The following is a 22,874-nucleotide window of genomic DNA, read 5'->3' as shown; positions in this document are numbered from 1 at the left end:
AACTCATGTTCAACCGCAAATTCTCCATGCGTACCGCCGCGTACGCCCTGTGCGCCGCTGGCGCGCTCGCTGCGGGCGGTGCCTTCCTTGCCGCCAATGCGGCACACGCCGACGCATCCGCAACGAGCGATAGCGCAGACTCCACACCCACCGTTGCCGTTCAGACCGCCAAGGTGGTGCGCGAAAGCGTCTCGCAGCGCATCGTGGCTTATGGCGTAGTCGCGGCTGCGGGCGCGAATGCCGCCACCGTGAGCCTGCCCTACGTCGCGCGCGTGACGCGCGTGCTGGTGCAGCCGGGTCAGCGCGTCGCTCGCGGCGCACCGCTATTCGTCGTTCAGGCCGATCCGGCCGCCGTCATCGCGCTCACCCAGGCGCAAAGCGCGGCGACGCTCGCGCGCGGCGAACTCACCCGCACCCAGGCGCTCTATCGCGACAACCTCGCCACCCAGTCGCAACTTGCCGCCGCGCAGAAGGCGCTCGACGATGCCATGCAGGCGATCGCCGCGCAAAGCGCTTCGGGCATCGCCGCGGGCGCGAAGACGATCACCGCGCCAGCCGCCGGCGTGGTTGCGCAGGTCAGTGCTGCGCCTGGCGATCAGGTGCAAGCCGGCGCCGCGCTCGCGCAACTGGTGGGCGCAGATGCAGGCGACGCGAAAACACCGAATGTCTCGCTTGGCGTCGAAGCCGCCGATGCCGCGCTGATCCATCCAGGCGATCGCGTCGTGCTGCATGCGCTGGCCGCTTCGCAGCAAGCCATGCAGGCGCCGGGACGGATTGCAATGGTCGGGGCATCGATCGATGCGCAAAGCCAGCTCGTCGATGTCGGCGCGAGCGTGCCGCTGGCGGGCACGGCGTTTCTCCCCGGCACCCGCGTGCGCGCCGATATCGACGCGCAGCCCGGCGACTGGTGGAGCGTCCCGCGCGCGGCCGTGCTACAGGATGCGCAGGGTCACTATCTTTACCAGGTCGTCCCAGGCAACAAGGCACATCGCGTGGCCGTGACCGTCAAGGTCGAACATGGTGACATCTACGGCGTGGACGGCGCACTCGACGCAACACGTCCGCTCGTCGTGAGCGGCAATTACGAACTCGAAGACGGCATGGCGGTTCGCCTCGCAAAGCAAGGCGGCGCACAATGACTTTTGGCCAATGGATGCAGCGCCACCGGCGCTCGCTGCTGTTCGTGATTGCGCTGGCCGCGGTCGCGGGCGCGCTCACCGCCCTGAAACTGCCGATCTCGCTCTTTCCGAACGTCTCGTTCCCGCGCGCCGTGGTCTCGCTCGATGCGGGCGACCGACCCGCCGAACAGATGGCCACGCTCGTCACCATGCCCGTCGAGGAAGCGTTGCGCCGCGTGCCCAATGTGCGTGACGTGGAATCGCGCACCAGCCGCGGCGCGGCGGAAATCTCGCTGAATTTCGACTGGGGCACCGATATGGCCCAGGCGACGTTGCAGGCGCAATCGGCCATCGCCGAAATCATGGCGACCTTGCCGCCCGGCACCTCCATGCAGGTGCGCCGCATGGACCCCACCGTGTTCCCGGTGATCGCGTACAGCCTCACGTCCTCGCAGCGCTCGCTCGCGCAGCTCTACGATCTCGCACAGTTCCAGTTGCGACCCCTGCTCTCGTCGGTCGAAGGCGTGGCACGTGTGGACGTCACGGGCGGCGCGCGCGACGAGCTGGAAGTGGCCGTCGATCCCGCGCGCCTCGCAGCGTACAAACTCTCGGTCGGGGACGTCTCGCGCGCAATCGGCGCGGGCAATGTGCTGATGGCAACCGGTCGTATCGAAGATCACGACAAGCTTTATCTCGTCGTCGCCAATGCGGCCGTGAACGGCCTGGACGCGTTGAAGAACGTGGTCGTTTCCAGTTCTGGCACGAATCAGGTCCGCCTGGGCGAGATTGCCACGGTGTCGCAAGGCACGGTCCCACAATGGATTCGCGTCACAGCCGATGGTCAGGATGCCGTACTGATCAACGTCTATCAACAACCCGGTGCGAACAGCGTGGCGATGGCGCAGGCAATCCGCGCGCGGCTCGCCGCGTTCGGCAAACAGATGCCGCCCGGCGTGCATCTGGCCAACTGGTACGACCAGAGCGAACTGGTGATTGCGTCCGCAACGAGTGTGCGCGACGCCATCATGATCGGCGTGGTGCTGGCCGCGCTCACGCTCTTCGTGTTTCTGCGTAATCTCAAGATCACCCTGATCGCCGTGGCGCTCGTGCCCATCGTGATGGCCGCCACCATTCTGCTGCTCGACGTATTCGGCATGGGCTTCAACATCATGACGCTCGGAGGCATGGCGGCTGCGGTGGGGCTGGTGATCGACGACGCCATCGTGATGATCGAGCACATCGCGCGACGTATGCGTGAGGCTGGCGCGCATGCTTTCCACGGCCGCGTGATGAGCGCGGCGCTCGAATTTACGCGCCCGCTGGCGGGGTCGTCGGCGGCGACGCTGATTATCTTCGTGCCGCTCGCGTTTCTCTCGGGCGTGACGGGCGCGTTTTTCAAGGCGCTATCCGTGACGATGGCCAGCGCGCTCTTCATCTCCTTCCTCGTCACCTGGCTGGCGATCCCGATTCTGTGCGACCGCTGGCTCAACGCAAAAGACGCCGAAGAGCACCGCGAAACACGCTTTGCCGCCTGGCTCAATCGCGGCTACGCGAAGCTGGTCGCCCGCGTGAGCGCGCGTCCCGTGTGGGCGCTGGCGCTGCTCGTGCCGCTGCTGCTGGCTGCCGCGTTTGCCTTCACGCGCGTGGGCAGCGGCTTCATGCCGTCGATGGACGAAGGCGGCTTCGTGCTCGACTATCACACGCGGCCCGGCACTTCGATCACGGAAACCGACCGCCTCATGCAGCAGGTTGAGGCCATCATCCGCGCCAATCCGAACGTCGCCACCTATTCGCGGCGCACGGGTGCGGGTCTCGGCGGCGACCTCAACGAGCCGAACAAGGGCGACTTTTTCGTGCGCCTCAAATCGGGCTCGCGCGAGCCGATCGACACGGTGATGGAAGAAATCCGCACGAAGATCGATAGCCAGGTGCCGGGCGTGAGCATCGAACTCGCGCAGCTGATGGAAGACCTGATCGGCGATCTCACCGCCGTGCCGCAGCCCGTGCAGATCAAGATCTATTCCGACGATACCCAGCAGCTCGACGAGACGGCGCAGCGCGTGGCGGCGCGTATCGGCAAGATCGCGGGCATCGTCGATGTGAACGACGGCATCAATCCGGCCGGCGACGCCATCGATCTGCATATTCGCCCCGACGCCGCCGCAGCCGAAGGCCTGGACCCGCAGGCCATCGCGCAGCAGGTCAACGATCTGCTCGACGGCAGTGTCGCCACGCAGTACCAGAGCGGGCCGAAGAGTATCGGCGTGCGCGTGCGGGCGCAAGGCGCGCTGCATATGACCGATACCGCGCTGGGCCAGTTGCCGATCCGCGCCCCCGATGGGCACGTATTCGCACTCGCGCGCGTGGCCGATCGCGTGACCGTGAGCGGTCAACCCGAGATCAGCCGCGACAATCTCAAGCGCATGGTGGCGGTGACGGCGCGTATCGACGGGCGCGACCTCGGCTCGACCATCGCCGACGTTCAGCACGCGCTCGCCGACCCGAGCCTACTGCCAGCCGGCGTGTATTACGAACTCGGCGGTCTTTATCAGCAGCAACAGATTGCGTTCAAGGGGCTGATGGCCGTGTTCGGCGCGGCGGTCGCGCTGGTGTTCGGCCTGCTGCTGTTCCTCTACGAACGCTTTCGCGTGGCGCTGGCCGTCATGGCGATGCCGCTGTGCGCCACCGGCGCGGTCTTTATCGGCCTGTGGATCACGGGGATCGAGCTGAATATCTCCGCGATGATGGGTATGACGATGATTATCGGCATCGTCACGGAAGTGGCCATTTTCTACGTGTCCGAATTCCAGGGGCTGGTGCGCGACGACGGCCTGCCCCTGCACGAAGCGCTGCAGGCCGCGGGCCGCAACCGCCTGCGCCCGATCGCGATGACCACCATCGCCGCGATCCTTGCGCTGCTGCCGCTGGCCTTCGCGCTCGGTCAGGGATCGGCGATGCAGCAGCCGCTTGCGGTAGCGATCATCTCCGGGCTGATCGTGCAGATGCCGCTCGTCCTGCTGGTGCTGCCGGCTCTGCTGCGGGTGCTGCTGGGCGCGAAAGCCGAACCCGGGACCGAAAGGCGGAGTCATGGCCACGAATGAGCGACAATCACCCAACGAAACACCGCGCGCGGCGCAAGGCGATTCACACCGTGAATCGCCTTGCGCCGCGCCCAATGATGCAAACTGGAGCACCACAATGCGCCTCCTGCTGGTGGAAGACGACGAAATGATCGCCGAGCCCGTGCTCGACGGGCTGCGCCGCGAAGGCTATGCCGTCGACTGGGCCAAAGACGGACGCGAGGCCGAACTCTCGCTCGCCAACGACGTGTACGACCTCGTGCTGCTCGATCTGGGCCTGCCGAAAAAGGACGGCGTGTCCGTGCTGTCCGCCTACCGGCGGCGCGGCGGCGAAGCGCCGATCCTCATCCTCACTGCGCGCGACAGCGTGACCGACCGCGTGAGCGGACTCGACGCAGGCGCGGACGACTACCTGGTCAAGCCCTTCGATCTCGACGAACTGGCCGCGCGCGCCCGCGCCCTGCTGCGCCGGCGCACGGGCCGCAAGCAACCGGTCTATGCGCATAGCAACCTCACGCTCGACCCGGCCGCGCACGAAGTCACCATGGACGGCGCGCCGATTGCGCTCGTGCCGCGCGAATTCGCGCTGCTGCACGTGCTGATCGAAGAGCCCGCGCGCGTCTTCACCAAGGCCGAACTCGAAGAACGGCTCTACGGCTGGGGCGAGGAAGTGGGCAGCAATACTATCGAAGTGCATGTACACAGCCTGCGCCGCAAAATCGGCGCCGAACAGATCGTAACGGTGCGCGGCGTGGGCTATCGGCTCAAGAGGGCGCAATGAGATCGATCAAACGCCGCCTGCTGGGCTGGCTGATCTGCGGCTTCGCGGTCGGATCGGCGGTGGCGGGATTCGGCATTTTCCACACGGCGCGCAACGAAGCGAGCGAGTTATTCGATTACGAACTGCGCGCCGTCGCGCTCTCGCTGCCCTCGAACCTGCGCTCGGGCCACGGCAGCGAGCAGCACGAGCCGGATATGCAGGGCATTGCCGACGATCGCATCCTGATCGAAATCTGGGATCGCAACGGCACGGCGATCTATCACACCGCGCAGGCCGAGCCCTTGCCGCGCAATCCCGAAGGCTTTCATACTTTCGAGCACGAGGAATCGCACTGGCGCACCTTCGGCGTGCAGCAAGCCGATCGCTTCGTACAGGTGGCGCAGCCGATCTCCGTCCGCGAGACGCTGGCCCTGCAACTGGCGCTGCACACGCTCTGGCCGCTGGCGGTGTTCGTGCCGGTGGCCATCGTGCTGGTCCTGCTGGTGGTGGCGCGCGGACTGGCTCCCGTGGGCGCGCTCTCGACGCTGCTGGCCGCGCGTTCGCACAATGCGCTCGGGCCGGTCAAGCTCGACGGGTCGGTGCCAATCGAACTGCGCCCGCTGGTGGTCGCGCTCAACGATCTGCTCGCGCGTCTGAATACGGCTTCGCAGGCCCAGCGCACCTTTATCGCCGATGCCGCGCACGAGCTACGCTCGCCGCTCGCGGCGCTCAAACTGCAATTGCAGGCGGCGTTTCGCGATGGCACGCTTAGCGGCGAGCCGCAGACAACCGAGCGCATCGAAACGCGTCTGAACCGTCTTATCCGCCTGGTGCAGCAATTGCTCACGCTCGCGCGCGAGGATGCGCAGGCAGAATTACCCGTGGCCGCCGTGAGCCTGCGCCGTCTGGGCGAACAGGCTATCGGCGATCTCTCGTTGCTCGCCGAAGAAAAGAACATCGATCTCGGGCTGGAACTGCGGCCGCCCGTCACCGACGACGATATCTGCAACGTGGCCGCCGACGCACACGGCCTCGCTACGCTGCTGAACAATCTGCTCGACAACGCCATCCGTTACACGCCGCCCGGCGGCAAGATCGATCTGGTGCTCACCCGCACGAATGGCCGCGTAGGTTTCGATGTAGTGGACAACGGACCGGGCATTCCGGAGGAACATCTCGAACGCGTGCTGGACCGCTTTTATCGCGCCAACCATGTGCCGGGCACGGGTAGCGGGCTGGGACTTTCGATTGCGATGCGGATTGCGCAACGGCATGGTTTGAAGCTGGCCCTGCGCAATAATCCGGGTGGACGGGGGTTGACTGCTTCGGTGAGCGGGCTGGTCGTGCAGGAAGAGGCGGAAGTCAAAGCACAGGTGTGAACGAAGGCGGCGGGTTCTGGCCGCCTTCGACACTCACTGAGGAATACTATTCAAGCCACGTGGAACAACTGGCCTGAACCGCCCCGCGCTTTAGAACGTCGTCCTCAATCCCACCATCACACTGCGTCCGCCTTCCGGCGCAATGTCGCGCACCACCGAACTCGCATAACGCACGTCCTGATTCGTGAGATTGTCTCCACGCACATAGGCAAGCCAGTTCGTCGATCCCACGTGGAACTTGTACGTCAGTATCAGTGCGAGCGTGGTGTAGCCATCGGTCGGCAGATCGTCTTCGGGCACGCGATGTTGCGCCCAGGCATGCACGAGTTCCGCGCGCGCCCCAAACGGACCATAACCGTAATCGCCCGCCAGCGTCGCGCGCAGCGGCGCGATGCGCGGTAGCGGTGCGCCCGTATCGACATTGCGTGCGTGCGTGTAATCCGCCGTGAACGACACATCCACGCGATGCGCGCCCTTCTCGAATACGCGCCACTTGCTGTCGATTTCCACGCCGTAGAACTCCGCGCGCACGCCGCGATAAACCGCTTCGTTCAGGGCATCGTCGGTGCCGGCGGGGACGACTTCGTCATCGTCATTTACCAGACGACCGGTGTTGTACTCGGTCAGATAGTTGCGGAAGCGGCTATAGAACACGCCCGCGCTGGCCTTGTTCGGGCCGCGTTCGAAGCGCAACGAAAGATCGGTGGAGATCGCCTTCTCTTTCTGCGCGTCCGGATTGCCGATCAGATATTGCCCCGTCGCGTCGTGCGGGCCGTTCGCGTACAGCTCGTAAAACGTCGGCGCGCGTTCCGTGTAGGCCACGTTGCCCACCACGGACCATGCCGGCGTCAGCTTGTAGAGCGCGCCCGCAGACAAACTGCCCGCATTGAAATCGCGCCCTTGCGCCGAGGCGAATTTATCGTTGCCGTTGGGCGTCGGGTCGAGCTTCACGTGCTCGTAGCGCGCGCCCACGCTCAGCTTGAGCGCCGGCGTGACGTTCCATTCTTCGAGTCCGAATAGCGCGACATTGGTTGTCTGCGTGGTCGGCACGAGCGCTTCGTCGCCGAGCGCGGAGAACGTGTTCTGGCTCACCTGCACGCCAATCGCACCCTCGAACGGACCGATCTTCTTGTGCCGCGCTTCGAGCCGCGCTTCGTAACCGTGATTGCGGAACGTCGTGCCTACGGTGCCGTTGTCGATTTCGCGGTGCTCGTAGTCGGTGTAGCCGAAGTCGAATTTGAGCTGGCTGAACGGCCCGCGCAGATTGCGCACTTCCGAGGCCACGGCCACGTGATCCTGATGCATGCGCAGACGCACGTCGTCTTCGGCGACCGAGCCGTAATCGCTCTGGTAGCCGTTGTACGAGACGCCCGCGTAGCCGTCGGCCCACGTGTACGAGGTGCCGACTGCGCCGCCATGCCAGCGGCCATCGCTATTCGGAATGCTGCCGTAGGCTTCGCTCGCATCCGCGCCGTCGAGCGCGCGCTGGCGCGTCGAATGGGCATAGCCGGGGATGCGTTCGTTGCTGGTGTCGCGGTCGAAGGCGTCCACGTGGAAGGCGAACTGGCCATTGCCGGCTTCCACTTGCGCCGCGCCCGCGCGTGCGTCGTTGGCGCCGCCGTAGCTGGCGTCGACTGCGCCCGTCACGCCCTGAATCGGCTCGCGCGGAATGCGGTTGTCAATCGTGTTGACGACGCCGCCGATCGCGTTACCGCCATAGAGCAACGCCGCCGGGCCGCGCACGATTTCGACGCGCTCGACCGTGAGCGGGTCCTGCGGCACGGCGTGGTCATACGAGAGCGAGGAAGCGTCCCAGGCCGCGACGCCGTTCTGCAGCATACGGATGCGGTCGCCGTCCATGCCGCGGATGATCGGGCGGCCGACCATCGGGCCGTAGGTCGTCGTCGACACGCCGGGCAGGCCGTTGAGCGTTTCGCCGATCGAATTGGCGGCGCGCAGCGTCAGCGCGTCGCCGTCGAGCGCGGTAGCGGGCGCAATCAGATCGGCGTCGCCGAGCGGATTCGCGGTGACGAAGACGGGCGCGAGCGTGGCTTCGGACGCTGAGTTCGCGCTCACGCTGCCCGCAGCGCTATTCGTGCCGCTATTCGTGGATTGCGCATGGGCCAGCGCGCCGAGCAGTGCGAGCGAAACCGGCGTAAGGCGCAGCAGCGCCGAGCGGGACGAAAATGCGCGTCGCGCGCGTCCAGCGCGCCGCATCGATGAAAGTTCAGACTGGGTTGAAGTCGCCACGGTGATCGTTGTTTGCTTCTTGAGTTGCGTCGGTGGAATGAGGCGCGGCGCACGGGCGATTCCCCTGGCCCATGTGCGCGGCGCGTGAGGTGCTTTTGCGTAGCGGGCCGCAATAGTCGACGCGAATGTTACGTTATAACATTACTGATTGTGAAGATAAATTTTCAGTTTGCTTACCGTACTGAAACTGGCGGAAATCGCTGAATAGCCCGCCAGACAAGGTTCGTAGGGCGGGAAGAAAATTCTTTCGGGAATGTTGCAAGAGCGCACTTAGACGCGCATATTCACGACATCGGCCCGCAGCCGCGGGCGCGAAGCGCACCCCAAAGTCAGCGCGAAAACAGCGCAAAGGCAGGACGCAATGGACGACCCGGCACGCCTTCGGTATCTGCGCATCGCGCTCGTCGCCATCGGTGCGATCGCAACCTTCGCGGTCTATCCGCTGATGGTGCTCTGGCCTGCCGGTTGGGCGTGGCACACCGGGCATTCGGACTATCCGCTGATGATCGTCGGCATCTACGCGACGCTCGGCGTGTTTCTGATGCGCGCCGCGCGCGATCCGCTCGCTCATCTGAGCCTGATCTGGTTCACCGTCTGGTCCAGCGTGGTGCACGGCGCGATCATGGCCGCGCAATCGTTCGCAACGCCCGGCCATCACGGCCATCTGCTCGGCGACGTGCCCGCGCTCTTCGTCATCGCCGCCGTGCTGGCCGCCCTCACTCCGCGCGCGAAACTGCAGGGGGCGCGGGGATCTGCCCCCATGGAGCGCCGACCAACCTGAAGCCGCTGCCGATCGGCGCAGCGCTCAACTTTTGCGCCGCGCTGCCGACAAACGGATAGACGCCGTTCCCATCCATCGATCCCTGCACCCGCAACACAGAAGAATCGTTTCCGAACATGTCCCGCCCTATCCGCCTCTGGCTGGCGTTAGCCTTCGGGCTCGCCCTCAGCCTCTCGGTTCTCGCTACCGGCGACGCCGCCGAACCCGCTCCGGCCTCGATGGTCGTGAGCCTCGTCGTCCAGCAAAGCTGCCTCATTAGCGCAGTGGACGACCGTGTTGCCCCCGCCGTGAGCTGTCTGCACGGCGAGCCCTATCTCGTCTCGCAAGCCGACGCTTCGCCGATGCGGATTACTTCCGCCGTGCAGTTTGGCGCGCAACGGACCGCGAATGCGCTGTGGACTGTGACGTTTTGAAGTCGATTACGGCCGATGAAAGCCAAACGCCCGGAAATTCCGGGCGTTTTCTTTTGGGGAAACAGTGACGCAGCGGTGGCGTTGCGGCGCCGCGCAAACTAGCCGGTAGCTCTAACCGCCCGACCGCCAACCTGCACTACCCCGTTCGTATATCGAGCCTGCAGCGTACAAGGCTTGCCCAGCGCATCGCCCTGCAACAGCGTCATGTTTCGCTCCAGCGACAAGGCCAGCGCACCGGCCGCCACACCCGTGGCGGGATCTTCGAAGCGAGGTTCGAGATGATTGAAATTGCGCCCGGCGTAAACATCGTCATCAAGACGGCAATAGGCGTATATCCCGGAAACGCCGTGCTGGCGCCCCCAGTTTCCGATACCCGCGAGATCCGGTCGCAGTGCGTCCAGGGTGGGCCGATCCGCCACTTCTACCAGCAGCTTTGCGCTGCCCACCGACGCCAGTCGCGGCCGACCGATTAGCTCCATGGGCCGGATTCGAAGCAGTCCAGCAACGTCGTCCACTGTGCCAGCCAATGACGGGCAAGGCTGCGCCTGCAGGGTGACGAAAAGCGTCCCGTCGATTCGCTCAATCTCAAGCGACTGCCGACGCATGCTGGTCACGCAGCGAATACGCCCGCTATCAGGATTACGCTCGAAAAGCAGCGCACTTGCCGCGAGCGTCGCATGCAGACAAAGCGGGCTGCGCGTATGCGGATAGTAGTAATCGAGCACCCTGCCACCCGCCGCGTCCTCCTCGACGAACACCGTCGCATTGGCGCCCTGCTTCTGGGCAAACGCCAGACGTTGCACTTCGTCCAGTTGCGCCTGTTCGACGACCAGTGCGGCGTTGCCGCTCTCGTCGTTGCGTCCGAAACAAAGTATGCGATGGATGTTCATGGGGATTTTCTTGTCTGACGAGCCGTAACCGTGGATGAGGAATCGAACCGCAGACAATGTAAAGCAGACCTTGCTGATCCGCTAGCCGTGTCTTTCAAGCGCGCGCATCCTGCGCTCCAGTTCGGCGAGATCGCCAGCGCCCGCAAGATACCCCACGCTCTGGCGTTGTTCGAGGCGCGCAAACCAGCGGCAAATACGTGTGAACAAGGGAAAGCCAGGCATAACGACCTCCGTGAAGTGGCTAACGAACGTTGGGGTTAGCTCGCACTCTAGGCGTCGAATTCGTACACGTATACTTATCGTTTTTTTAGCAATACATTAGCGAATGTGAACAATTAAAATCGGGGATGAAGGCAATGGATCTCGGACGATTGCGGGCGCTGCTGGAACTGGCGAGGTGCGGCACCATGGCGGCGGCGGCTGAGGCGCTATTCCTGACGCCGTCGGCGGTATCGCAGCAGATCGGACAACTTGAGCAGGAAACCGGCGCGCAACTCACCGAACGCGTGGGTCGTGGCGTCAGACTCACGCCCTCCGGTCAGGCGTTGGCGGCGTATGCCGAACGCGTGATGGGCGTGCTCGATGAAGCCCGTTCGGTGCTGGCGGAACTGAAACAGGACATTGCAGGCGAGCTGCGTGTCGCCGCTTTTCCGTCGATCGCTTCGATGGTGCTTCCGGACACGGTCAAGGAGCTCCGGCATGCTTATGCGCGCCTGGAAATTGCCATCGAGGAAATGGAACCTATCGACGCGATCGCGGCGCTGCGCTCCTGGCGCACGGACATCGCCTTGATCGACGACATTTCGATCGCGATGGGCGATAACCGCGAAAGCATCGAGGTCGTGCCCCTAACGGAGGACTCGCTCTACGTGGCGCTGGCGACAGGCCACCCGTTGAGCAGGAAATCTTCGCTGAGTCTGGCCGATCTCCGCAATGAATCGTGGGCAATCGAATCGACGTGGAGCACGATCGGCGCCTTCGTCATCGACCTGTGCCGTCGCGCCGGCTTCGAGCCGCGCATCAACGCGCGATGCCGTGGGTCGGAGATGGTGGAAGCCATGGTGGCTTCGGGATGTTCGGTGTCGGTTGCACCGGGCCTTCGGGTGCTGCGCGCCCCACCCGGTGTGTCATGGGTCAAACTGAAGCCCGAGGTTCGCCGCAAAATCTACGTTGCCTGGCGACGCGGCGAGCGCAAGCATCCCATGATTCAGGTGTTCGTCGACGAAATCGTGCGAACGACATCGAAGCTGATTGATTAGCCATACGAACTATAAGGCCAATGAAAAAACCGCCGTTCTGGAGAACAGCGGTCTTCCCTGGCGAAAGCGCTTACTGTCCGACCGGCGACTTGACCGACGGTCTGGCCAACGTGTTGTTCGCGCCATATGCGCCCGTGTCTGCCGCTGCGGCCGCATTTGCGCCATTCGGCATGCTTGAATTCATTGCGCCGGCGCTCATGCCGCTTTCCGAATTCGCGGCGGCAGGCGTGCCATATCCACTATTTTCGCTTGCGGGCGCAACCGGCGACTTGACCGACGGCGTGGCCAGCGTGTTGTTCTGTGCGTAAGCAACGCCCGACGTCGTGACGACAATAGCGGCTGCAATGAGTGTGCGGGTTGCCTTCTTCATCATGTGCTCCTCCTTGGTTCGAATGTGCTCGAATGGAATCTGGACCTGAACAGTCCTTTCATATTTCTCGATGACGATTGAATCCACGCCATTTCATACCAAGTTTAGAAAGACAGCCGCGAATAATTAAGCGCATTCTCCGCAATGATAAGTTTCGATTTTTGGCGCTAACACGTTAGCACCCCATTCAAAAATAAATGGTCGCGGTAATGGTGTCGCTGTAATTGCCGGGTGCGGGCGTGCTTTGCGCGGGCACCTGTCCATAGACCGTGAAAACCTGTTGCGTGCCCGAACCCGTGCCAGCCTGCGTGGCCGTGCTGCCCGTGCCGTCGCCCCACGCGCTGCTGTGGCCAGAATCCAGATAGAGCTGGTAATTGACGGTGCCACCGCCGCCCGAGCGCTGCATGGCGCGCGCGCCCACATTGCCGCTTGCGCCGCCGTTCAGCGCGATCTTGAAGGCATCGCCATTGGTGCAAACCGTCGTAATTGCGCCCGTCGCGGTAAGCGCAGAACTGAGCACGCCCGCCGATCCAAAAGCCACGTTGGTCGCAGTGATATTGCAGTTATTGATAACGGTGGCGGTCACCGTGAAAGGAAATGTGCCGCCCGTGCCCAGCGACGCGCAGGTCGGCGCGATCAGCAGATAAAAGCCGTAATTGATCGACGTGGTATTGCCGCCGAAAGTCTGCGTATACGTCGTGCTCGCGTTATTGACGGTGGGCACCGTGGGCTGCGACGCGCTTATCTGCCCGTAGACCGTCACGGTCGTGGTGAGCGTCGTGCCGCTCGGTTTGCTCATCGTGAGCGAAATGGGCGTGGTGCCCGAATATGTCGATCCCCAGGCCTGAGCGTGTCCATTGTCGCGATAGAGATCGTAGCTCAGCGTATTCGAGCCGTTGACGAGCGAGCGCGGGCTCGTGCCGCCCAGATTCAGGCACACGAGTACATCGGGCGTCAGGGTCACCGCCGGCCACGTGCAGGTCACGCTGATGGTCGAGGTGGTCGTATAAGGCACGTTCGCTATCGGGCTGACCGAACCGAAGCTCACCGGGTTCGCCACAGCCTGGCAACTCTGCGCGTGAGCGCCGCTCGCGGCAAATAGCAGCGTGAGGCTTACGCCAAGCATCCATAACACGCGCCTGATCGCTCTCAAGGCTGCGCTCCTGTTGCTGGCGAAGTTGACGTTGCTGGCCTGGTCTGCTGCCCCTGCAAGCGGCACACGAGCGGCCCGATGGTCTGCAGCGTATTGTCCTGGTCTTCTTTCCACGCAAAAACCAGTTCGCAATGCTTGTCATCGGATTCGATTTCCAGATGATTCTCCGGCGCCAGCCCATCGACAAACGTGAGTCCGTCATAGCCGACGATCGTATCGTGCCCACTCTCCACGTGATGGACGCGTGCGCCCGCGGGCAACGGTTTTCCATCGGCGTCGTGCACGATGATCGAAGCCGCGTGATAGCGCGTCACGCCAAAATGCGCGAGCACGCCCGATTCCGCTTGCGGCACGATATCCATCGAGGCATCGGTGATACGCGCATCGGCAGGCAGATGCATCGCGTCGATCGCCACCTGGTTGTGCTGGTACGCGTTGAGGTCCGGAATCAGCAGGTGACCGCTGCCATCGGTCACGCCGATCACGCGGTTTTCGTGCAGCACGGGGATGCCCTTGACGCCATCGGTGGACACCAGCGCAAAGCCGTCGTCGATACGCCGCGCGGGCTGCACGGTGCCGTCCATCAGCACGACCGCGCCCGTCAGGTCGAGCGCGCCGATGGTCTGCCCCGCGACCTGTTGCACCGACGCCGTCGCCTCGCCATAGCGGCCCAGGAACTGCAGCTGTCCCTGGCGGAAAGGCGTCGCGCCCGTACCGCCCGCCTGCACGCCCCAACCCCAGCCGCCGGAATAATCGGGCGGACGCAAGGCGTTGACGTTCCATGTCGACGCGCCGTCCTGGCGGCCCACCGTCGCGTTGATCGACGCATTGCCGCCCAGGCCGATACTTGCGGAAAGCAGTACGCCGCGCGAATTGTGCTGCCGAAAGTCCTGGTAAGCGCTCAGATTCAAGGACACCAGATTGCCAAAATTGAACGTCCACGCCACGGAACCGATCTGCGAAACCGGCGCGGAAGGAATCTTGTAGCCGATATAACTGAGCGAAAACGTCTGGTTGCGCAGGAACGGCACCGCCAGCGTCACGCGGTCGGTGATATCCGGCACCGGCGAACCATCGCGCGCCGCGAGGTCGCCGTAATTGCCATACGCGCGGATCGCCTGCGCATCGACTGAAAACCGTTGCGACACGTATTGATAACCGATGCTCAACTGCGCGCCGTTGAGTTTGCCGCCGCTCCCCGACACAGACCCGTTGACCACCCCCGCCGAGCCCAACCCAAACAGCACGCCGCCGCCCGCGTTGACGAGGCCACCGGTCGCTTCGCCGTGCGCTTCGAGCGTGAAATGATCGTTGACGCCATGCCGCCACGAGGCACTCGCGGCAGGACGCGAGTCGTAATCGAACGAATCGAGCCCATAATTGCGGCGCAAAAAGCCCGCTTCGAACGAATAGCTCGACAAGCCCGCCGCCATCAACCGCGTGTCCACATAGAGCGGCACCGAGGTGGAAATCGTGCGGCCCAGCGCATCGTGCGTGATGACGGTAGCCTGTCCCGCGCCAGTGATGCCGGGCACATCGTTGATGATGAACGGGCCGCTGGGCACGTTGCCCGAATACTGGCGGATGCTGTTGATGTAGAGATCGACGGAAGTCGGCACCACCGCGCTGCCCGGCAACGCGGGCACGGGGAAGGTGATGAGATCGGGACGCAGCGCGAAATTGCTGCGATATTGCAGACCGCCCATGCGGATCGAACGCGTCCACGCCAGCGACGACGAGATCGTATCGCCAATCTGCGTGGTGCTCAGATTCGCGGGATTCGACATGCTCCACGAACTGTCGTAGCGCACGTATTCATTACGGTCGTGGTACAGATAGGCCACACCCGTATTGCTTAGCACTCCCTTGGGATCGAAATAGCGCTCCTCGCTCCACAAGGCGAATTCGGAAGCCGATCCGCCCTGCGCGAAGGCATCATAATTGAACACCAGGCCGCGCGCCGAAGTCGCCGGCGGCACAGTCGAAACCGAACGCGTATCGAACGCAAACGGCTTGCGGATCGCATCCGGAATCTGCAGTTCCAGCGTCTGATGCTGCGCATCGTAACGGTAATGAAGACCCGGCAGCGAATCGAGATCAACGCTCGCGCTATCTGCGATGCCGAGTTGCGCCGTCGCCACCCCCACTTGCGAGAGATCTTCGCCGGTCGCGAAGAGATGGCCGCCCAACTGGCGGAAGTGCACGATCTGGGCGGTACGCTGTCCGTTCACATCGACTTCGAGATACAGATCACGCGCGTCCATCGCACCCGCGTTGATCAACTGCCCTTGCGCATGAGCCCCGGCGCTGATAAACGCCAGCAACGCCGCCACCGATACCATGCGCCTCGCCCGGCCACGTCTCACAGCGCTCCGAGTTCGTTTCATTCGTCGTCGTTCGTTTCATGCTGTCCTCCGGCGCGCGCCGTGTTCATGACATTTGCGCCGACGAGCCACCGCGCTTCAGCCTTGCTTTTCCGCTTCACGTTCAGCCGTGCGATTCAACCTCCCTGCTCGATCGATACCGTGTCCTCCAGCGGCAGCGTGTTGACGGTCGCCCGAACCTTGAGCTGGCCGCCGAACTTCGCGTCGGCGGGCACCGGCACACTCCACTGGCGGCTTTGCCGCGCAAGCGCATAGCCAAGCAGCCCATGCGTCACGTCCCAGTGATGGCCCGCATCGTCGAACAGCGAGACCGCGGCGATCTGCGCCCGCTTGGTGCCGGAGTTGTCCGCCCGCAGCGCATAACCCTGTGGCCCATGTACCAGACGCCACGCGAGCAACGGGCGCGCCATGCCTGCCCCCGAAGCGTCGACGAAAACCGGCACCGAATAGCGCAACCGGATCGTCACGCCTTCGGCACCCGGCGTGCCCGGCGCGGGCAACTCGTCGATCAGGATTCGGTAGCTCTGCTCAAGCGCGGCAGCGCCACCACTGCCAGCGCTACCACTCGCGCCCTGAGGCGACGCACCCGATGCGTTCGCACGCACCAGCCGCACGAGTTGATCGCTATGCGGCGCGATCTCGATCAGCGGCGGACTGGCGATCACATCGCCGGTGGGCGTGAGTACGTCCTCGCCATGCGCTTCGCTCCACTGAAATACGCGGACCTGGCCATAGAGCGGCGCATCGCCGGGATTGCGCAGCGTGAGGCCGGTGGCAACCTCGGCGGCGGAAAACTCGATCGTGACCGGCGAGATCTGTAGCGTCGCGGCGACGGCGTCACCGTTGGCGAGCGTCCACAGCAACGCTGTCGCAACGGCCCATGCAGCCGCCGGCGCGACACGAACCACGTGTCCCCGCTTCAAAAGTAGACCGTCGCGGTAACCGTTGTCTGATAGGTATCCGGCTTGGGCGTGGTCTGCACCGGCACCTGGCCGTAGACCGTGAGCGTCTGCGCGGCACCGGAGCCCGTACCGGCCACCGTATTGGTGCCCTGCGTATTGCCCCAGATCGTCGTGCGGCCCGCATCCTGATAGAGCTGGAAGCCCACCGTCGTGGTGGTGTTGCCGGTCGCTGTGCCCGCCATCAGGCGGCTCGTGACGGAAGAACCCGTCACGTTGCCGCCATCCAGCCCGACGTTATAGGGCGTGGTGTTCGTACAGGTCACGCTGAGCGTGGTCTGCTGGTTGATCGCCGTGCCCAGCACGCCATTGGTCCCGAAGGACAGCGGATTGGCGGAGATCGCGCAATTCGCCTGAAGCGTGAGCGTGACATTGAACGTCGCGGTAGCCGTTCCGTTCGAGTAGACCGCCGCTTCGGCCAGCGGTACGAGCGGCGCAACCGGCATCAACGCGATCTGCACGGCTACAGCGGCGGCTATGAGGTGTGTTCGTTTCATCGACCTTGCTCCTGCATACGGATTCACTCTCGCGAACGGCTGCAAAAAACGGGAAGAGAACGCAAGCATCGAATCACAAGGCATTACTTCCGGTATTACATCGGGCATTACCTTGTGAATCGACACTTTATTTATACGAACAATGTCACATTACGTTGAGGGCAATTACATCTTGTTACAGATACATAATTCAAGCTGAATATCTTCAGCAATCTATTCCTGACCAAATGCAGAATCGATTTTTAAAGGCATTTTTTACTCACTACAGAGGCGTGCGCTTTCACGCCTTGCTGGAAGGCACATTTTGCTGATCTGGCGCCCAGCGTGTCGCCCATTTCAGGCAACTCATACCTTTAAATGCGATTTGAATAAATATAAAATCGCATTTGAACGACCCGCACAGCAGTATAGAAAGCGATCGCGAAATATCCGGCTGATCTGCTTACTTCGCGACCACGCCCAATTGCTGCAAAAAAGTCAGGTTATCTTCCAGATGCCAGTTATCGGTGATACGGCCGTCCTGAATACGATAGATATCCGTGGCGATGAAATCCACCGTCTGGCCTTTGCCTTGCACGCCGTTGAAGGTACCCGTGAAATGCCCGGTGAAATGCAGATGCGTCACCACGCGATCGCCCGCCACGATCATCTGCTCGACATCGGCGTGAACATCGGGCACGGCGGCGTGAAAGACCTTCGACGCGGCGAGGGGTCCCGCAACGCCCTGCGGTCTGCCAGCGGGCAGCGTGCGATCCGTGAAGTCTGGCGCGAGCGCGGCACGCGCCTGGGATGCGTCGCCGGTGCTCCAGAACGTGTCATAGAGGCGGGCGGCATGAATCTGCTGCTGAACCTGTTGCGCGGGCAAGCTTTTATCGACGATCAATTCACGAGGCTGAACGAGACTGGCGTCGACTTCGACGGCAACCGCAGGGACTGCGGCCGCTCCCAGAGCAAGCGCGAGGGCGGCGGCGGAAAGGACGGTTTGCGTATTCATGGCGGCTCCTTGAGGGGTGGATCGTTCAGTTCGGCGCGTAGTGCAGTGCGTGTGAGTGGATTCTGCGACCCGCTGCCCCAATTGATAATCAGCCTCAAGATTGAATGATCTTCAAACACGACAAAAAGATCATCCTCTGCAGCAGCAAACGTTTTCTTACTTCAACTTCCCCGCCAGCAAGCCTCCCCGCGCCCGAGACGGTACGAGCCGCCCCGGTTCGAAAAAATTTCTGCGCCCTTACAGTCTGATTTCAAAGCACATTTTCAGTAGTTTCTTAAAAATTTTGATATGCACCCTAAATATAGTCAGACGAATGACGATATGAAGGAGGAACGCCCGCAGCCATCTACTGCCTCAAGAAGCCGTTACCTGCGCTGCGTCACCCCTGGTCAAATCGGTACAGACGCATGACACTCACTATTCGAGCGCGTATCGCACTCACCTTCGCTCTTCTCGCCGCCCTGCTCACCGTCTCCGGCGTGCTCGGCTTCATCAGCACGGAAAAGGCCAACAGCGCCAACCGCGACACCTATCGCAACAAGCTCGCCGAATCCACGGCGATCGACAACGCCGAGATCTACATTGCCCGCACGCGCCTCGTGCTCGACCGCGTGGCGCTGCATCCGGAAGCGTCCACCGTGCCGGATCAACTCGATCGCGCCTCCGGCTTCTTCAAGAATTCGGACGAGTGGTGGACCAAGTTCCAGCAGATGCCGCACGAGCCGGACGAACTGCCGCTGATCGCGAAGACCACCGAACGCCGCACGGCCATGCGCGACGCGGTATCCGCCTTCACCAAGGCGCTGCAGGCCGGCGACAAGGACACCGCCGACAACATCGCCATGACGCAGCTCTCCGACCTCTACAGCAAGATGAGCGCGGCGAACAACGAGGTCAAAAAGCACCTCTACGAGAATGCGAAAACGCGCTACGAAGAAGCCGAATCGAACTTCTATCTGTTCTCGACGGTCAGCGCCGTGATGGTTGTGCTCGGTCTTGTCGCCGCCGGTCTTGGCTGGGTCATGCTGCGCCGCGCGATCATGAATCCGCTCAATTACGCGCTGGAAAGCCTGCAGGACATCTCTTCGGGCAACCTGAGCAAGCCGGTGCGCGCGCAACGAAATGACGAAATGGGTCTGCTGCTGGAAAGTATCGAGAAGACCCGCAAGGAACTCGGCAATGTGACGGGTTCGGTGCGCTCGGGCAGCGAATCCGTCTCGGTTGCTACGCGTGAAATCGCGGCGGGCATGATCGATCTTTCGGCGCGCACGGAAGAGCAAGCCGCTTCGTTGCAGGAAACGGCCGCCAGCATGAACGAGCTAACGTCGGCGGTGAAACAGAATACGGACAACGCCCGCACCGGCAGCGATCTGGCGCACACCGCAGCAAACGTTGCCACGCGCGGCAGCGAGATGGTCCAACGCGTGGTGGACACCATGAGCGAGATCGAAGGCAGCTCGCGCAAGATCTCCGATATCACCGCGCTGATCGAAGGCATCGCCTTCCAGACCAATATCCTCGCACTCAACGCCGCCGTGGAAGCAGCACGCGCGGGCGAACAGGGTCGCGGCTTTGCCGTGGTCGCCAGCGAAGTGCGCTCGCTTGCACAGCGCTCTGCCGCTGCGGCCAAGGAAATCAAGGATCTGATCGCGAATTCGGTGGAGACGGTTTCGCATGGCACGGAACTGGTTTCCTCGGCGGGCGCGACGATGTCTGAATTGCACACCGCCGTGGAGCGGGTCACGGCGATCATGAACGAAATCGCTTCGGCATCCGAACAACAGCAAAGCGGCATCGAACAGGTCGACACCGCCGTCACGCAGATGGACGAGGTTACGCAGCAAAACGCCGCGCTCGTCGAACAGGTAACGGCCGCCGCGCAGGCGCTCGATACGCAGTCGAGCAAACTCAGCAGCACCGTGCAGGTTTTCCGGGTGGCCTGACGCCTCTCAGGCGTTTCAGCGTCCCCGCTCTCCGGGCGCGCGCTCCCTCGCTTTGTCGCGAAGGCTGGCGCGCGTCCTACGTATCACAAGCGCATCAGCGCCACTCGCTGGAGTCCCCTTCCTCATGACATCGCCAGACAAGGCGGGCCGTCGCTCGTTCCTCAAGGGATCGATTGCGATCGTGCCCGTTGCCGCCGTTGGCACGGCCTCCGCCGTGCTACGTCCCACTGCAGACGAGATCAAACGCTCCGCGCCGCCGCCCGACACGCCCGCTCAGGAACACTATCAACCGGACTATTTCACGCCCGATGAATGGGCTTTCGTGAACGCGGCTTGCGACTGCCTGATCCCGAAAGATCAGGTCGGTCCCGGCGCCGTTGAACTGGGCGTGCCGCAATACATCGACCGCCAGTTGCAGACCGGCTACGGCGACGCCTCGCGCTGGTATATGCATGGCCCATTCCAGAAGGGCGCGCCGGAATTCGGCTATCAGTCGAAACTCACGCCGAAGGAACAATACCGCCTGGGCATTCGCGCTATCGACGCGTACTGCAAGGCGCATTTCAGCGGCAAGACTTTCGCACAACTGGAGAAGGCGCAACAGATCGCCTTCCTCAAGGATGTCGAAGGCGGGAAGATCCAGGACGACTTCAACATGAAGTCGTTCTTCAGCGGCTTCCTGCTCAAGAACACCATGGAAGGCTATTTCGGCGATCCGATGTACGGCGGCAACAAGGACATGGGCTCGTGGAAGATGATCGGCTATCCGGGCGCGCGCGCGGATTACGTCGAGTGGGTCAGCGAATCGAAGCCGTATCCGTACGGTCCAGTCAGCCAGTACGGCAAGCGGGGTTAAGCAGCATGGCAACAATCAAGAAAAAGCCGGTGGATGCGGTGATCGTCGGGTTCGGCTGGACCGGCTCGATCATGGCGATGGAACTATGCAGCGCGGGCCTGGAAGTGGTCGCGCTCGAACGCGGCGATGGCCGCGACACGATTCCCAATTTCGCGTATCCGCAGATCGTCGACGAGATCAAATATTCGGCGCGTAACGCGCTGCTGCAAAACCTCGCGAAAACCACCGTCACCACGCGTCATACCAAGGACGATACGGCCCTGCCCTATCGCCAGATCGGCTCGTTCAAGCCGGGCGAAGGCGTGGGCGGCGCAGGTACGCACTGGTCGGGCGTGCAATCGCGCGTGATGCCCGACGAACTGCGTCTTCATAGCCGCGTGAAAGAGCGCTACGGCGAAAAGTTCATCCCTGAAGGCATGCAACTGCAAGACTGGGGCGTAACCTACGACGAACTCGAACCGCATTTCGACCGCTGGGAATACGTGTGTGGCACCTCCGGCCGCGCGGGGAACATCAAGGGCAAGCCACAGGAAGGCGGCAATCCGTACGAAGCCTATCGCTCGCGCGAATTCCCGCTGCCGCCGCTGCCCGATCATCCGACCGGACGCCTCTTCGCCAAGGCTGCGCGCGAACTCGGCTACAAGCCGTTTGCGCTGCCTGCTGGCAACGCCTCGGGCGCATACATGAACGAATACGGCTGCCAGCTTGGGCCGTGCAATTTCTGCGGCTTCTGCAGCGACTATGGGTGCCTGAACTACTCGAAGGCCTCACCGCAAACGGCCATCATTCCCGCCCTGCTGCGCAAGCGCAATTTCGAACTGCGCGTGAATTCGCACGTGCTGCGCGTCGAACTCGACAAGGACGGCAAGCAGGCCACCGGCGTCACTTATATCGATGCTCAGGGTAACGAAGTATTCCAGCCCGCGAATATGGTCGTGCTCGGCGCATTCCAGTTGCACAACATCCGCCTGATGCTGTCGTCGAAGATCGGCAAGCCGTACGACGTCAATACCGGCGAAGGCACCGTGGGCCGCAACTTCTGCTACCAGGTGCTCAACAGCGTCAACATGTTCTGGGACAAGGACGTCTACATCAACCAGTTCATGGGCGCGGGCGGCGGCGGTCAGGCGATCGAAGAATTCAACGCGGATAACTTCGATCACGGCCCGCTGGGCTTTATCGGTGGCGGCATCATCTGGGGGCGCCAGACCGGCAACGGGCCGGTGCGCGGCATTCCGCTGCCCAAGGGCACGCCCAAGTGGGGCAGCGAATGGAAGCAGGCCGTGGCCGACAACTTCCTGCACACGGGACGCATCGAATCGCAGATCAGCAATATGGCGTATCGCGGCTGCTTCGCCGATCTCGATCCGACTTATAAGGACGCTTACGGTGAACCGCTCTTGCGCATCACGCTCGACTGGCAGGACAACGACCTGCGCGCCTCGGAATACGTGGCCGGCAAGATGATGGAGATCGGCAAGCAGATGAACCCGAAGAGCATTTCGGGCCGCATTCTCAAGCCCGGCGCACATTGGGACACGCGCGCGTATCAGAGCACGCACGTGAACGGCGGCACGTCGATGGGCGCCGATCCGAAGACCTCCGTGGTCAACAAGTACCTGCAAAGCTGGGATGTATCGAACGTATTCGTGCTGGGCGCGAGCGTGTTCGCGCATGGCATCGGCTATAACCCGACCGGCCTCGTTGGCGGTCTCGCTTACTGGGCCGCCGCGAATATTCGCGAGCACTACTTGAAGAACCCCGGCCCGATGGTCCAGGTTTGAGGAG

The 22,874-nt window shown here is 62.9% G+C and carries 19 protein-coding genes; 10 read left to right on the top strand and 9 right to left on the bottom strand.

Annotated features, from left to right (window positions below):
• Positions 1 to 5 precede the first annotated feature (5 nt).
• From F3J17_RS06110 to F3J17_RS06095, 4 genes are all read left to right on the top strand, one after another.
• On the top strand, positions 6 to 1,139 hold the full coding sequence (locus F3J17_RS06110; RefSeq protein ID WP_240160825.1) for an efflux RND transporter periplasmic adaptor subunit: 1,134 nt from the start codon (positions 6 to 8) through the stop codon (positions 1,137 to 1,139).
• Positions 1,136 to 4,219 carry an efflux RND transporter permease subunit gene (locus tag F3J17_RS06105; protein WP_167054909.1) on the top strand — a complete coding sequence of 1,028 codons (3,084 nt, stop codon included), beginning with the start codon at positions 1,136 to 1,138 and terminating at the stop codon, positions 4,217 to 4,219. Before F3J17_RS06110 ends, F3J17_RS06105 begins: the two co-directional genes overlap by 4 nt.
• 97 nt (positions 4,220 to 4,316) lie before the next feature.
• Complete coding sequence (locus F3J17_RS06100; RefSeq protein WP_167054907.1) at positions 4,317 to 4,979, top strand: response regulator; 663 nt, start codon at positions 4,317 to 4,319, stop codon at positions 4,977 to 4,979.
• Positions 4,976 to 6,337, top strand: coding sequence for an ATP-binding protein (locus tag F3J17_RS06095; protein WP_167054905.1), 1,362 nt, complete (start codon positions 4,976 to 4,978; stop codon positions 6,335 to 6,337). The genes F3J17_RS06100 and F3J17_RS06095 overlap by 4 nt, the downstream gene beginning before the upstream one ends.
• A gap of 90 nt (positions 6,338 to 6,427) precedes the next feature.
• On the opposite strand, the gene F3J17_RS06090 is transcribed toward F3J17_RS06095, so the two are convergent.
• On the bottom strand, positions 6,428 to 8,554 hold the full coding sequence (locus F3J17_RS06090; RefSeq protein WP_167054903.1) for a TonB-dependent receptor: 2,127 nt from the start codon (positions 8,552 to 8,554) through the stop codon (positions 6,428 to 6,430).
• Positions 8,555 to 8,948: 394 nt separating this feature from the next.
• On the opposite strand from F3J17_RS06090, the gene F3J17_RS06085 reads away from it, so the two are divergent.
• Positions 8,949 to 9,368: a DUF6632 domain-containing protein gene (locus F3J17_RS06085; RefSeq protein ID WP_167054900.1), complete on the top strand. Its 420-nt coding sequence runs from the start codon at positions 8,949 to 8,951 to the stop codon at positions 9,366 to 9,368.
• A gap of 116 nt (positions 9,369 to 9,484) precedes the next feature.
• On the top strand, positions 9,485 to 9,781 hold the full coding sequence (locus F3J17_RS06080; protein ID WP_167054898.1) for a hypothetical protein: 297 nt from the start codon (positions 9,485 to 9,487) through the stop codon (positions 9,779 to 9,781).
• A 98-nt stretch (positions 9,782 to 9,879) separates the two neighbouring features.
• On the opposite strand, the gene F3J17_RS06075 is transcribed toward F3J17_RS06080, so the two are convergent.
• Both F3J17_RS06075 and F3J17_RS36175 read right to left on the bottom strand, forming a co-directional pair.
• Positions 9,880 to 10,671, bottom strand: coding sequence for a PhzF family phenazine biosynthesis protein (locus F3J17_RS06075; protein WP_167054896.1), 792 nt, complete (start codon positions 10,669 to 10,671; stop codon positions 9,880 to 9,882).
• An 81-nt stretch (positions 10,672 to 10,752) separates the two neighbouring features.
• On the bottom strand, positions 10,753 to 10,893 hold the full coding sequence (locus F3J17_RS36175) for a DUF3563 family protein (RefSeq protein ID WP_240160824.1): 141 nt from the start codon (positions 10,891 to 10,893) through the stop codon (positions 10,753 to 10,755).
• Between the two features lie 134 nt (positions 10,894 to 11,027).
• On the opposite strand from F3J17_RS36175, the gene F3J17_RS06070 reads away from it, so the two are divergent.
• Positions 11,028 to 11,930, top strand: a complete 903-nt coding sequence (locus F3J17_RS06070; protein ID WP_167054894.1) for a LysR family transcriptional regulator — start codon at positions 11,028 to 11,030, stop codon at positions 11,928 to 11,930.
• A 70-nt stretch (positions 11,931 to 12,000) separates the two neighbouring features.
• Here the strand turns inward: F3J17_RS06070 and F3J17_RS06065 are convergent, their stop codons facing one another.
• The 6 genes from F3J17_RS06065 to F3J17_RS06040 all read right to left on the bottom strand — a co-directional run bounded on the left by F3J17_RS06065 (position 12,001) and on the right by F3J17_RS06040 (position 18,287).
• Positions 12,001 to 12,303 (bottom strand): hypothetical protein, encoded by a 303-nt coding sequence (locus F3J17_RS06065; RefSeq protein ID WP_345891143.1) that lies wholly within the window; start codon positions 12,301 to 12,303, stop codon positions 12,001 to 12,003.
• A 184-nt stretch (positions 12,304 to 12,487) separates the two neighbouring features.
• Complete coding sequence (locus F3J17_RS06060; RefSeq protein ID WP_240160823.1) at positions 12,488 to 13,453, bottom strand: spore coat U domain-containing protein; 966 nt, start codon at positions 13,451 to 13,453, stop codon at positions 12,488 to 12,490.
• Complete coding sequence (locus tag F3J17_RS06055; RefSeq protein WP_240160822.1) at positions 13,450 to 15,795, bottom strand: fimbria/pilus outer membrane usher protein; 2,346 nt, start codon at positions 15,793 to 15,795, stop codon at positions 13,450 to 13,452. The genes F3J17_RS06060 and F3J17_RS06055 overlap by 4 nt, the downstream gene beginning before the upstream one ends.
• Positions 15,796 to 15,953: 158 nt before the next feature.
• Positions 15,954 to 16,745, bottom strand: coding sequence for a fimbria/pilus periplasmic chaperone (locus F3J17_RS06050; protein WP_345891142.1), 792 nt, complete (start codon positions 16,743 to 16,745; stop codon positions 15,954 to 15,956).
• Between the two features lie 11 nt (positions 16,746 to 16,756).
• Complete coding sequence (locus tag F3J17_RS06045; protein ID WP_240160849.1) at positions 16,757 to 17,242, bottom strand: spore coat U domain-containing protein; 486 nt, start codon at positions 17,240 to 17,242, stop codon at positions 16,757 to 16,759.
• Positions 17,243 to 17,735: 493 nt separating this feature from the next.
• Positions 17,736 to 18,287 (bottom strand): ester cyclase, encoded by a 552-nt coding sequence (locus F3J17_RS06040; protein ID WP_167054887.1) that lies wholly within the window; start codon positions 18,285 to 18,287, stop codon positions 17,736 to 17,738.
• Between the two features lie 407 nt (positions 18,288 to 18,694).
• On the opposite strand from F3J17_RS06040, the gene F3J17_RS06035 reads away from it, so the two are divergent.
• From F3J17_RS06035 to F3J17_RS06025, 3 genes are all read left to right on the top strand, one after another.
• On the top strand, positions 18,695 to 20,230 hold the full coding sequence (locus F3J17_RS06035) for a methyl-accepting chemotaxis protein (protein WP_167054885.1): 1,536 nt from the start codon (positions 18,695 to 18,697) through the stop codon (positions 20,228 to 20,230).
• A gap of 124 nt (positions 20,231 to 20,354) precedes the next feature.
• On the top strand, positions 20,355 to 21,086 hold the full coding sequence (locus tag F3J17_RS06030; protein ID WP_167054883.1) for a gluconate 2-dehydrogenase subunit 3 family protein: 732 nt from the start codon (positions 20,355 to 20,357) through the stop codon (positions 21,084 to 21,086).
• 5 nt (positions 21,087 to 21,091) lie between these two features.
• Complete coding sequence (locus F3J17_RS06025; RefSeq protein WP_167054881.1) at positions 21,092 to 22,870, top strand: GMC family oxidoreductase; 1,779 nt, start codon at positions 21,092 to 21,094, stop codon at positions 22,868 to 22,870.
• Positions 22,871 to 22,874: the final 4 nt, after the last annotated feature.

The sequence above is a fragment of the Burkholderia sp. Ax-1719 genome, assembly GCF_011753055.1.
Taxonomy (GTDB): Bacteria; Pseudomonadota; Gammaproteobacteria; order Burkholderiales; family Burkholderiaceae; genus Paraburkholderia.
Note: the sequence above shows the minus strand (reverse complement) of the source record. Positions and strands in the feature narration are given on the sequence as shown.